This is a genomic window from Congregibacter sp., assembly GCF_047617445.1.
Lineage (GTDB): Bacteria > Pseudomonadota > Gammaproteobacteria > Pseudomonadales > Halieaceae > Congregibacter.
In genome coordinates this window covers 1-12367 of sequence record NZ_JBLGBE010000093.1, presented here as the reverse complement: position 1 = coordinate 12367, position 12367 = coordinate 1, and the positions used below count along the sequence as shown (strand labels likewise).

9 protein-coding genes and 1 pseudogene are annotated in these 12367 nt (G+C 53.9%); 7 read left to right on the top strand and 3 right to left on the bottom strand.

Features of this window, described 5'->3' with window-relative positions:
* From ACI9KD_RS15340 to ACI9KD_RS15320, 5 genes and pseudogenes are all read left to right on the top strand, one after another.
* Positions 1-1056, top strand: a pseudogene (locus ACI9KD_RS15340) (carbohydrate ABC transporter substrate-binding protein); the annotation flags it as partial.
* 13 nt (positions 1057-1069) lie between these two features.
* Entirely contained in the window at positions 1070-2530 is a 1461-nt protein-coding gene (gene betB, locus ACI9KD_RS15335) for a betaine-aldehyde dehydrogenase (RefSeq protein ID WP_414982049.1), read from the top strand.
* A gap of 80 nt (positions 2531-2610) precedes the next feature.
* Positions 2611-4305: a choline dehydrogenase gene (gene betA / locus ACI9KD_RS15330; protein ID WP_414982048.1), complete on the top strand. Its 1695-nt coding sequence runs from the start codon at positions 2611-2613 to the stop codon at positions 4303-4305.
* 14 nt (positions 4306-4319) lie between these two features.
* Positions 4320-5444: a BCCT family transporter gene (locus tag ACI9KD_RS15325; RefSeq protein WP_414982047.1), complete on the top strand. Its 1125-nt coding sequence runs from the start codon at positions 4320-4322 to the stop codon at positions 5442-5444.
* A gap of 27 nt (positions 5445-5471) precedes the next feature.
* Positions 5472-6047: a DUF3365 domain-containing protein gene (locus tag ACI9KD_RS15320; RefSeq protein ID WP_414982046.1), complete on the top strand. Its 576-nt coding sequence runs from the start codon at positions 5472-5474 to the stop codon at positions 6045-6047.
* A gap of 445 nt (positions 6048-6492) precedes the next feature.
* Here the strand turns inward: ACI9KD_RS15320 and ACI9KD_RS15315 are convergent, their stop codons facing one another.
* On the bottom strand, positions 6493-7266 hold the full coding sequence (locus ACI9KD_RS15315) for an amidohydrolase (protein ID WP_414982045.1): 774 nt from the start codon (positions 7264-7266) through the stop codon (positions 6493-6495).
* A complete protein-coding gene (locus ACI9KD_RS15310) occupies positions 7254-8405 on the bottom strand; it encodes a methionine aminotransferase (protein ID WP_414982044.1) in 1152 nt (383 codons plus the stop codon). The genes ACI9KD_RS15315 and ACI9KD_RS15310 overlap by 13 nt, the downstream gene beginning before the upstream one ends.
* Before the next feature lie 192 nt (positions 8406-8597).
* Here ACI9KD_RS15310 and ACI9KD_RS15305 point away from each other — a divergent pair, with 192 nt between their 5' ends.
* Together ACI9KD_RS15305 and ACI9KD_RS15300 are read left to right on the top strand one after the other, a co-directional pair.
* Positions 8598-9998 (top strand): FAD-binding oxidoreductase, encoded by a 1401-nt coding sequence (locus tag ACI9KD_RS15305; protein WP_414982043.1) that lies wholly within the window; start codon positions 8598-8600, stop codon positions 9996-9998.
* A complete protein-coding gene (locus ACI9KD_RS15300; RefSeq protein WP_414982042.1) occupies positions 9995-11041 on the top strand; it encodes a mechanosensitive ion channel domain-containing protein in 1047 nt (348 codons plus the stop codon). The genes ACI9KD_RS15305 and ACI9KD_RS15300 overlap by 4 nt, the downstream gene beginning before the upstream one ends.
* A 46-nt stretch (positions 11042-11087) precedes the next feature.
* Here ACI9KD_RS15300 and ACI9KD_RS15295 read toward each other — a convergent pair.
* A partial coding sequence (locus ACI9KD_RS15295) for a phytoene desaturase family protein (protein WP_414982041.1) occupies positions 11088-12367 on the bottom strand: 1280 nt, incomplete at its 5' end.

Here is a 12367-nt window from a genome sequence, read left to right as displayed (position 1 = left end):
TACGAGGACATCGCCGAATTCTTTAGCGTACACGTTAAAGAAATCGATGGAGAGCGCGTATACGGCCACATGGATTACGGCAAAAAAGATCCCTCGCTGGGTTGGCGTTTTACTGATGCGTGGCTATCCATGGCCGGCGCCGGGGATGCAGGTATTCCCAACGGATTACCTGTTGATGAGTGGGGAATACGCGTTGAGGACTGTCGCCCGGTGGGCTCCAGCGTGAGTCGAGGCGGTGCAACCAATGGACCGGCTGCGGTGTATGCCCTCTCAAAATACATAGATTGGCTGAAACGCTTCGCACCGCCGGAAGCGGGCGGCATGACCTTTTCGGAATCCGGCCCAGTCCCCGCACAAGGACACATTGCCCAGCAAATATTCTGGTACACCACGTTCACTGCCGACATGATCCAACCGGGCCTGGCCGTCGTTAATGAGGACGGTACGCCCAAGTGGCGTATGGCGCCATCGCCACACGGACCCTATTGGAGCGAAGGCATGAAGCTGGGTTATCAGGATACGGGCTCCTGGACACTCTTCAAAAGTACTCCGCTGGAAAGACGCAAAGCCGCCTGGTTGTACGCGCAGTTTGTCACGGCAAAAACGGTGTCTCTCAAAAAGACTGTGGTGGGCCTAACACCTATCCGTAAATCTGACCTGGACGCCCAGGCGATGACTGATCTTGCACCCAAACTTGGGGGACTAGTGGAGTTTTACCGCAGTCCTGCGCGGACACGGTGGACTCCGACAGGTACAAACGTACCTGACTATCCCAAGCTCGCTCAGTTGTGGTGGGCCAATGTGGCTAATGCCGTGAGCGGAGAAGTGACACCGCAAGTCGCAATGGACACGTTAGCTGCGCAACAAGACCGCATCATGGGTCGATTAGAGCGTCACGGCATACTCGGCGAATGCGGCCCGGCATTAAACGAACCGCGAGATGCGCAATATTGGCTCGATCAACCGGGCGCCCCCAAGCCGAAGCTGGCCGACGAAAAACCTCAGGGCGAAACCGTTCCCTATGACGAGCTCATCAAAGTTTGGCAAGCAGGGTAAAGGAAACCAAGGCGTGAAACTTCCCCAACAGCAGCTCTACATCGGCGGAGGCTATTGCCCCGCCAGCTCAGGGCAAACATTCGTCACGCTGAACCCCGCTACCGGCGATGAGATCTGTAAAGTAGAACTTGCAAGCCTCGCCGACCTGGATCGCGCCGTAGCGTCCGCGCGCCAGGGCTTTGAACAGTGGTCGGCAATGAGCGGCACAGAGCGCAGCCGAATTCTTCTCAAAGCCGTCGCCCTGCTGCGAGAACGCAATGACGAGCTAGCAGAGCTGGAAGTACTGGACACAGGCAAGCCCATTGCGGAAGCGAAATCTGTAGACGTGATGTCGGGTGCCGATTGCATCGAGTTCTTTGCGCACGTGGCACCCACTATTCGGGGTCACCAAATGGACCTCCCGGGCGCTCTGGGATACACCCGCAGAGAACCCCTGGGGGTTTGCGCCGGTATCGGAGCGTGGAACTACCCTATTCAAATTGCCTGCTGGAAAGCGGCGATGGCTTTGGCCTGCGGTAACGCGCTGATTTACAAACCATCCAGTCTCGCACCTCTTAGCTGCCTAAAACTTGCCGAGATACTGTCCGAAGCAGGTGTCCCCGCGGGTGTATTCAATGTGATTTTTGGCGACAGCGACATTGGAAGCGCCATGTCTTTGCATCCGGGTATCGATAAAGTCTCGCTCACCGGATCTACGGCAACGGGCAAAAAAGTGATGGCCGATGCGGCCTCTAGCTTAAAGCATGTCTCCATGGAGCTTGGGGGTAAGTCTCCACTCATCATCTTCGATGACGCTGACATGGACAATGCGGTAGCCGCGGCCATGATGGCGAATTTTTATACCCAAGGTGAGATTTGCACCAACGGCACGCGCGTTTTTGTCCATGACAGCATTCACGATGAGTTCGTGGCACGACTTCTCAAGAGAACCGAACGCTTATCTCTCGGCGATCCAATGAATCCTGCAACACAGGTCGGGGCACTGATTTCCCAGGAACACATGCACAAGGTGCTTAGCTATATAGAACAGGCGAAACGCGACGGCGCGACTTTGCTATGTGGCGGAAAACAAGCTGACGATCCGAGCTTAGCCGGTGGCGCGTTTGTAGAGCCCACCATTTTCACTGACTGCGCTGACCACATGAGCACTGTCCGGGAAGAGGTGTTTGGACCGGTCATGTCGATACTGCGCTTCAGCGGCGAAGAAGAGGTCATAGGCCGCGCCAATGACACGCCCTATGGACTTGCCGCAGGCGTATTCACGCAGAATCTGTCGCGGGCTCATAGAGTGATCGCTAGGCTACAAGCCGGAACCTGTTGGATTAACAACTACAACGTAACGCCTATTGAAATGCCCATTGGCGGCTATAAGCAATCGGGACTTGGGCGCGAAAACGGTCCAACGGCTATCGAACACTACACGCAGCTCAAAAGCGTGTATGTGGAGTTAGGCGATGTCGACTGTCCTTACTAGACTGCCGTGCCGAGACAAGGATTCACAGCAGGCGCTAAGAGAGCGCTCTCGGCTCACTCCATCCCTGTTTGAGAGACTCTATGACCGCAGCTGAATACGATTACATTGTAGTTGGCGCCGGCTCTGCAGGCTGTGTTCTGGCCAATCGGCTTAGCGCCGATCCAGATAACAGCGTGCTACTTCTTGAAGCCGGCGGCAGCGACAAGCACCTAAGCATTCGCATGCCTAGCGCCCTCTCCTACCCCATGAATGACAAGCGCTTCAATTGGTTCTTTGAGTCTGAAGCCGAACCAGGACTGGGGGAACGGAAACTGCATTGCCCTCGAGGGAAGGTCCTCGGCGGATCGTCGTCGATTAATGGGATGGTCTACGTCCGGGGACACGCCTGCGACTTTGACCTCTGGGAAGAAAATGGGGCCGAAGGCTGGAACTATGCAAACTGTTTGCCGTACTTCAAGCGCAGTGAGACCTGGATAGGCGGCGGCAATGAATTTCGTGGAGACCAAGGTCCTCTGGCGACCTGTGCGGGAAATGCTGGCAAGCTAAACCCTCTTTATCAGGCATTCATTGATGCCGGCAGCGACGCGGGCTATCCCGTTACGGCAGACAGTAATGGGCAGCAGCAAGAGGGTTTTGGCCCAATGCATATGACGGTAAAAAAGGGGCTCCGATGTTCAGCAGCCAATGCGTACCTGCATCCAGTGCTGGCACGGAAAAACCTTAGCGTCCTGAGCCGTTGCCTTACTCATAGAGTCTTACTAAAAGACAAACGAGCAATCGGTGTCGAGTTCGAACGAAGCGGGAAATTGACGCAGGCCCACGCCAAGAAAGAGGTCATTCTGTCGGCTGGATCCATCGGCTCTCCCGCTCTACTGCAGCATTCGGGCATTGGCCCTGCAGAGGTACTGAGCGCGGCGAACATACCCATGACCCATGAACTCCCCGGGGTAGGAGAAAACCTTCAGGATCACCTCGAGGTGTACTTCCAATACCACTGCAAACAGCCCATCACCTTGAATGGCAAACTGGGGCTCATCGGGAAAGGCCTGATCGGTGCCCGGTGGCTGTTTTTCAAAGACGGCTTGGGGGCCACCAACCACTTTGAATCCTGCGCATTTATTCGATCCAACCCGGGTGTCCGCTGGCCTGACATTCAATATCATTTTTTGCCGGCAGCGATGAGTTATGACGGCAGCGTTGCGATAAAGGGACACGGATTTCAGGTCCATGTTGGCCCTAATCGACCCCACAGCCGAGGCCGAGTTCGCGTACTCAGCAATGACGTTCACGACAAACCCAGCATTTTGTTTAACTACTTAGAGAAGGAGCAAGATCGACAGGATTGGCGTCAGTGCATCCGTCTCACTCGGGAAATCATCATGCAGCCTGCCATGGATTCCTTCCGCGGTGCAGAGATACAACCTGGCATCGATGTTCACAGTGATGCAGCCATTGATCAGTGGGTGAGGGAAAACGTTGAGAGCGCCTACCACCCCTCCGGAAGCTGCAAGATGGGAGGCAACACAGATCCAATGGCGGTGGTCAATAGCAACTGCGAAGTTATAGGATTATCGGGTTTGCGAGTTGTAGACTCGTCGATTATGCCAACGATCACTAACGGCAATCTTAACGCGCCCACCATCATGTTGGCGGAGCGAGCCAGCGATCTCATTCTGGAAATTGACCCCGAGCCTCCTAGCGAGGCTGAGCCCTGGATCGACGGGGAGTGGCAGCAGCGGCAGCGACCCGGCGCACCCAAACGAGTTCCCGTGTGAGACGCTAAAACACGATGAACACAATCCTGACGATCACAATAGGGATCACCCTCTTTACGTCACTCTTCATCGCATTGCGCTGGGGCAATACCGTCTGTCGCGGGCCCATGCCAAGCTCCCTGTTTGTCTTTTGCGCAATTCTGTTCACGTCCGGCCTCGACGTGGGTCTCATCATGTTTCCACTGACCGAGTTTCCCATCTACCAACAGGAGGCGGTGTATCAGTTTGCCAATCCCCTGGCGATAGAGTTTGGCATGTGGGGATTTCTTGTCTGGGGCTTTTACTTTCTCACTACCTTTTACTTCTGCATCGTTGAACCCAAGCTCAAGTTATTTGATATTCCCGCCATCAAATTCGCTAACAACTGCGTGATCATCGCAACCTGTGCTTTCACCGGCTTTTTGTTTTTAAGCTACCTGCCGACCTACGTCGAAGGCATTAGCAGTGTTGCCCAGTACGGCCTTGTGGTGCTCGTAGTACTTAGCGCTGTTCTTTCGAGCACGGACGTAAAGTACGTCAAAGTATTGAGCCTCGTATCAACCTGGCTATTCTTTGCTCTCATCATCTATCTCTGGAACAGCAGCGGCATGGGGGCCAGTGGGTTTCTGAGCAGTGCACTCAATCTCCAGGAGTACTTTACAAACGTTCATCGGTTTATCGCACCCCTGAGCGACCACCACGCGTTCTATCTCTTTTGGTGGTTCGCATGGAGCATTATGATCGGACAGTTCGTATCGCGTTTTATGAGCCCCATGAAAACCCGCCATCTACTCATAGTCCTGTTTACAGTCCCCTCGATACCCATCGCTATTTGGTTCTCGGTTCTCTATTACTACTACTCGGAGGCGCTGATACTCAGTGACACGGTCAAGCTTGCCTTGATCTGTGTGGGCGTCGTGTTTGTCATCAACTCATTGGACTCACTGATTCGCCTTTACACAGTAAATCTGCGCATCACCACGGATCAGATAGGCTGTCGAGGCTACATCTTGGGGAACACCCTTGGCATGCTCTCACTCATTACGCTCTATCAGTTCACACCCTTCAAAATTGAGTGGGTTGGTTTAATCGTGATTGCGTTGTATGCGGCGATCTATGTGCTCGTCTTTAAAAGACGAGAAGCCTTAAGCTCTCGATAGCGCTCGCTAAGTCCCAGGTACATAATTATGAAATTACGCTTTGTGTTCATCCTTTCACTTACCGCCGTGGCTACAAGCTTTGCCATGGCCGGACCAGACGAACCTCGTACAAAAAACGATTTTTTGTTGCGCGGAAAAGAAGTAGCGCTAAAGACAAGGGATGTCCTGGGAAAACATCTTCAGCAAGCAATGCACGATGGAGGACCCTTAGCCGCCGTGGATTTTTGCAACGAAAATGCACAGGCGATAACAAACGAGACGTCCGGTGAGCTCAACACCACAATTGCACGAGTAAGTGACCGTCCTCGCAATTCGAACAACACCGCGAACAAAGACCAACTGGCATACATCACCGAGGCAAAACGCTCTCTTGCCTCAGGAGAGCAGCCCAAACCTGCCCTGGTTGACATAGATGGGCGTATGGTTGGCTATTACCCGATCCTTACCAGGGGTATGTGCTTGCAATGTCACGGCACGGAAGGAAGAGAAATTTCTCAAGAAACCAGCACGGCCATTCGGGCACGATATCCTGCTGATCAAGCAGTGGGCTACGGCGTCAACGAACTTCGCGGCATCTTCGTTGTGACCATGCAGAAGAACTAGAAGACCCTTAAGCATCCGGGCCCCTAATGCCTTTGTGCTTTGAAACATGCGGTTTCATAGTGTGACGGGCCTCACGTTCAGGAATTTAGCCGAGCAAGACTGTGACGGGTTTCGCGCTTTAGGCCAAGTTTAGCTGTCACCGCATTCACACCGCGCTACTGTCTACTCGTGGACATCTTAACGCTACTTGATTTACCCGTTCGGAGAGACCCTCCGCCTCAAACTCGCATGTTTGGCGCGCAATACTCCCAATGCCTTAAAACCTGCGACTTGGTCCCGTACTGCACGCACCTTGGAGATCCATCATGTCACTTACTCCAACCCCACTCTATCGCGACTCTAACACCGCAATAACAAAGGCAATTTCCTCTTGCCTTAGGGGCCAAAGGTGTTCGCATAGACATTGGATCGCCACCGCGACTCCAGTTTCTGGCTCGCCCTCAAATCAGGATTCGAGAACAAACGCATCTGCATCCAGTTGCGTTGGAAAGCGATCTCGATAGCTGCAAAGCTCATTGCCGCTGAAACATACTGTCTCCACCGCTGCTCGCGCACTCAAGTCCATCAAGACACTTCCCTCCTGATCAAAAGCCAGGCTGTCACCGCTGTAGCTAAGCCCGTTGTCGTCTTCACCAATCCTGTTAACACCTACTACACAAGCGAGGTTTTCGATCGCTCGCGCCTGCAGTAGAGCACGCCAATGATGGGACCTGGGAGACGGCCAATTTGCCACGTAGAACAACAGGTCGTAATCGTTTCTATTGCGGCTGAATACGGGAAAACGCAGGTCATAGCAGACCTCAGGTTTAATCCGCCATCCACGCCACTCCAGGACCACACGCTCGGCTCCTGCAGCGTAATAATTCTGTTCGCCTGCCATGCGAAACAAATGCCGCTTGTCATAACTATCGACGCGATCCGGTGTAACAAAGAGCAATCTGTTGTACACATCACCGCCCTCCTCTGTCGCCACACTGCCGGCAATGGCGCAATCGAAGGAGTCTGCCAGAGATTGCAGCCAGTCTTGGGTATCGCCGCCTGCAGGCTCCGCATTTGACTGCGCATTCATTGAAAATCCGGTGGTAAACATCTCCGGTAACAAAATCAAATCTGTGTCAGGGTCCGCCGCCTTAAGCACGCCCGCCAAATGCTCGCGGTTTGCGTGAGCATCCTCCCAAACTAATGCCTGCTGTACGAGAGTTACCCTTAAATCGCGCATAGTCGCTCCGCTGCTTCTATCAACACTTCATCAGATTTTGCGAAGCAAAAGCGCAATATGCTCTGCTTCGGTGGAGACTCATAGAACACCGACACCGGAACGGACGCGACCCTCACTTCCCGCGTCCAGCGTTCGCTCAGCACCGTGTCTGAGTCGTCGCTAATCTGACCGTAGTCCAATAGCTGAAAGTAGCTCCCCTGAGTAGGTTTCCAGGAGAAGCGTGACCCCGCCAGCTTGGACAGAAAAAGATCTCGACGCCTTTGATAGTCTGCTGCGAGCGTCGCAGGATACTCTGGTTCAGCGTCCAGAAAGTCCGCCAGCGCGTGCTGCACCGGAGTAACCGCGACAAAAGTCACGTATTGATGAATCTTGCGAAGCTCCGCTGTCAGTTCGGGCGGCGCAACGCAGTAGCCCGTCTTCCAGCCAGTGACACTCAGCGTCTTGCCAAAAGAAAAGTGCGCAAAGCTTCGACTACGCAACACTGGATGCGCCAATACACTGCAATGCTTGTGTCCGTCATACACAAGATGCTCGTAGACCTCATCGCTGCACACCAAAAAGCCGTGTTGCTCAGCCAGGCTCGCAAGAACATCCAAATCAGCATTGCTCACGATGCTTCCGCAAGGATTGTGTGGACTGTTAAGCATAAACAATCGGGTGCGCGGAGTGATGGCTTTACTCACAAGTTCCCAATCTATGCCAAATGACCCCGTAAGTAGCGGAACATGCACTGCGCGACCACCGGCAAGTTCTATTGCCGGCTCGTAGCTGTCGTAGACAGGATCCAGCACAATCACTTCATCGCCCGGCCTTACTACCGCAGTGATGGCGCAAAAAATACTCTCGGTGGCCCCGGGCACGACGGTCACCTCGGTATCCGGATCAACCACGACATCACGATGCAGCAGCAGCTGTCTGGCAATCGTTTCGCGCAAACGAGGAAGTCCGGCCATAGGCGCATACTGATTGTGGCCACGCAGGGCGTGTTCACCCAGAGCCTCGGCAAGACGTAAGGGCGGTGAAAAATCGGGAAAACCCTGAGACAGATTCAGCGCACCGTGGGTCTGCGCTAGCGCTGACATAGCTGTGAATATTGTGGTGCCGACGCGGGGTAACTTAGTTTTGAGTAAACTGCTCATCGTGCTGTAGCTGCTGTAAAAAAACCGAGGATACAACAGTCGCCAGGAGAACGCGGCAGCGACATTGATCAAAGGTCAGCAAGTATGTGTAAATACAGTTGCATTGCACTACGTAAGAACGCCAGAACGCCACTAGCACGTTGAGACCGGCGCGTAACATTCATATCAAAGTGAAACCCAGGATGGTCCGCAATGAGCCTGCTTGATGAACTACAGGTCATACTCGGCCCCGGGGGGCTACTCACTGGCACCGACGTCAGCAGTCGAGCGGCGGGCGTGTGGCGCGACGACTCATTAGACGCACTGGCTATTGCCCGCCCCCGCAGCACCGAGGAAGTTTCAAGGATTCTGGCGCTTTGCAGTCAGCACAGAGTTTCTGTCGTGACCCAAGGTGGCCTAACAGGGCTGGTCCATGGCGCAGACGCCGCCAATGATCAGCTCATATTGTCACTGGAACGCATGCGCAATATCGAGGACATAGACTCTACCCAGCGAACGGCGACCGTTCAGGCCGGGGTGAACTTACAGACACTCCAAGAAGCAGCAGAAGAACATAGCCTTTTCTTCCCTTTGGACCTCGGTGCACGAGGAACAGCAACTCTTGGAGGCAACGCTGCTACCAACGCCGGGGGAAACCGTGTTATCCGCTACGGAATGATGCGAGACATGGTCCTTGGTTTAGAAGCCGTTCTGGCCGACGGAACCGTTGTCTCGTCCATGAACCACTTGATCAAAAACAATGCGGGCTACGACCTCAAGCAACTGTTTATTGGCTCCGAGGGCACCCTCGGAGTCATCACCCGCCTTGTGTTGCGCCTCCGGGAAGCTCCAAGCTCACAAAACATCGCCTTTGTCGCTTTTGAGAGCTTTGAATCCGTCACAAAAATGCTCAAGAGCGTTGACCGGGATCTAGGGGGAGCACTGTCAGCCTACGAGGTTTTGTGGAACAACTTTTACCGGCTTGTCACCGAAGCGCCAGCGACTAATCGTCCACCCTTGTCCGCCGACCACCCTTACTATGCGCTCATTGAGACACAGGGAAACAACGATAAGCTCGACAAACAGCAATTTGAGACCATCCTTGAAAGCGCGCTGGAGGACGGACTCATAGTCGATGCTGTCATTGCCCAATCCGCTACCGAGGGACGAAACATTTGGGCCATAAGGGACGATGTAGAACAAACATTCAGAATTGGAACACCTATTATTTTTGATGTTTCATTGCCCATCAACCGCATGGAAGCCTATCTGATCGAGGTCCGATCAAGGCTTGATGCCGCCCTACCCCAGAACACCCTTTGGGTATTTGGGCACTTGGGGGATGGCAATCTGCATTTGGACGTTCAAACGGCGGCCGGTGACGCGCTTGCGCATCGACCCATTATTGAGCGCGCCGTCTACGAGCCTCTCAAGGGCATCGGTGGATCCGTATCCGCGGAGCACGGCATCGGACTGGAAAAAAAACCGTATCTACATCTCTCCCGATCGAGTCAGGAAATCACCTTGATGCAAACCCTCAAAATGGCTCTTGATCCCGAGGGAATTCTAAACCCCGGGAAAATTGTCGACGCCACGCGGGAAAACGCACAGTGAATACAATCGTCCAGGTCACGACACCTTTCCTACCGCTGCTAGCCACCATCGCAGTGACACTCCTTGTGATACTAACGGCCAATGCCGTGCTTCGTCGTCGTTGGAAGGATATGCCCGACGCCCAGTTTCACTTCCAGCTCATCATGCTGGGCCTCACCGTCACAGGAGGGCTGAGTATCGTGGCAGCATTGCCGGTGAGCGACACGCTCCGGGGACAGCTTCTAAGTCTCATTGGCCTACTTCTCAGCGCTGCCATCGCTCTGTCGTCCACTACCTTTATCGGTAATATCCTGGCGGGGATTATGCTTAAGACCATACGCAAAGCCCGCCCCGGAGACTTCATCACGGTTGCAGACCTTACTGGCCGCATCACGGAAATGGACCTACTGCATACAGAAATACAAACCGAATTTCGGGATCTCGTGACCGTTCCGAACATCTACATGGTCACGCAGCCGCTCAAAGTCGTTAGGGCATCCGGGTCTATCATTACCGCCGAGGTTTCGCTGGGATACGACGTACCGCAGGGTCGTGCAAAAAAAGCGCTGCTTGAGGCAGCAACGGCGTCCGGTCTAACAGACTGCTTTGTGCACGTGCGGACCTTGGGCGATTTTGCCGTGACCTATCGGGTAGCAGGTTTACTGGAGGACATCCGGAGTCTGATCTCTGCCCGCTCAGCGCTCATGTCTGCGATGCTGGACGCGCTTACCCATCATGATATCGAGGTTGTGTCGCCCAACTTCATGAACACACGGGCACTAGCGCCAGAACAACGAATTCTTCCTGTGCAAAGCAGGCAGCGGCGCACAGACGACATTCAAATTCTCGCCGAGGACATCGCCTTTGATAAAGCCGAAGATGCAGCGTCGGCTGAGAAAGTACGCGAAGCCATTAAGGAAACAGAGCGTGCACTCAAGGACCTGAAAGCGGAGCCTGGCGAGGACTATGAACAAGAAAGTAAGTCAATGAAACGGAAACTGGGTCGTCTTGAGGAACTACTCAAGCGGGCCGAAGCGCAGATAAAGGCCGATGAAGGAACTTAAACAGGCCTACTCAGAAGACGTCCACAGACAATCGCTTGACTGCTGACTACAGCACACCGCGCTTGTGATCCTTGAGAATAACCGTCGCCGCATTTTTACCGGGAATTCCTGATACCCCGCCACCCGGGTGTGCGCCAGAGCCACACAGATAAACCCCCTTCACCGGCATACGGTGATCGGCATAACCGCCTACGGGGCGCAGAGAGAAGATTTGGTCAAGCGACAGCTTTCCATGAAAGATATCGCCCCCCAGCATGTTCAACTTCCGCTCGATATCCAGCGGAGAGTTAATCTGTCGCCCGACTATCGATGCCCGAAAATTAGGTGAATAAGCGGCTACCGTATCGATTACTGCATCGGCCACCTGCTCTTTAACCTCATCCCAACTCTGCCCATCCGGCAAATGTCGGCGAAAGTGCTGACAGAATAAACTCATCACATGACAACCCTCAGGTGCCAATGAATCGTCAAGCAACGTGGGGATGCACATGGAAATGACAGGCTTGTTTGCCCAACCGTGGCTCTTCGCGTCGTCATAAGCCTGATTCATGTAATCGAGAGACGGGCAAATATCGATGGTGTTCTGCATCGCCGCCAGCCCCTGCTCATCATGCTCCACGCTATCAAAGCGCGGCAGCTCAGACAAAGCAACGTTCATACGAAAGGTCGCAGATTCGCTTTTATAAGCCGCGATACGTTGTTGGAACGCCGGTGGCGTGTCGGCCTGATCTATCAGCTGACCGAAAAGCACTTGCGGATGCGTATTAGAGGCAACAATACGCGCCGAGAACTCACGCCCGTCCTCCAATACAACCCCGGTGGACTTACCATTCTCTACGACGACTTTCGCTACGCCAGCGTCCGTCAAAATCTCCACGCCCAAGGACTCACAGTAGCTTGCCATCGACTGTGTGATCGCGCCCATGCCACCTTTGGCATAAGCCCAGGCACCCGTTCTTCCATCGATCTCACCAAACACATGATGCAGCAGCACATAGGCCGTACCGGGGGTATAGGCGGTGGCGTAGTTACCAATAATCCCCTCGAATCCGTACAAACCCTTAATGGGATCGCTTTCGAACCAACGGTCAAGCACGTCGCCAATAGACATCGTCATCAGCTCGCTCAGCTCTATCTGACGCTCTGGAGATAGACGCCGAAACGCATTCGCCTGCTTAACCAGGCGCCAGATATCTGACCAGCCACCCCCAAAGTTGGGGGGGATATCTTTTGCGATACCTCGAACCAGCTCGCCCATATCACCCAACATGTCTTCAAACGCCGGATAGACTTGTGCATCCGCCTTAGAGAACTTTGCGATTGCCT

What these genes read in the sequence shown, in the direction of transcription:
- betA (WP_414982048.1), top strand. Translation starts at nt 2,611, where the DNA reads ATGACCGCAGCTGAATACGATTACATTGTAGTTGGCGCCGGCTCTGCA.
- ACI9KD_RS15310 (WP_414982044.1), bottom strand. Translation starts at nt 8,405, where the DNA reads ATGAGCAGTTTACTCAAAACTAAGTTACCCCGCGTCGGCACCACAATA.
- ACI9KD_RS15325 (WP_414982047.1), top strand. Translation starts at nt 4,320, where the DNA reads ATGAACACAATCCTGACGATCACAATAGGGATCACCCTCTTTACGTCA.
- ACI9KD_RS15315 (WP_414982045.1), bottom strand. Translation starts at nt 7,266, where the DNA reads ATGCGCGATTTAAGGGTAACTCTCGTACAGCAGGCATTAGTTTGGGAG.
- ACI9KD_RS15320 (WP_414982046.1), top strand. Translation starts at nt 5,472, where the DNA reads ATGAAATTACGCTTTGTGTTCATCCTTTCACTTACCGCCGTGGCTACA.
- ACI9KD_RS15305 (WP_414982043.1), top strand. Translation starts at nt 8,598, where the DNA reads ATGAGCCTGCTTGATGAACTACAGGTCATACTCGGCCCCGGGGGGCTA.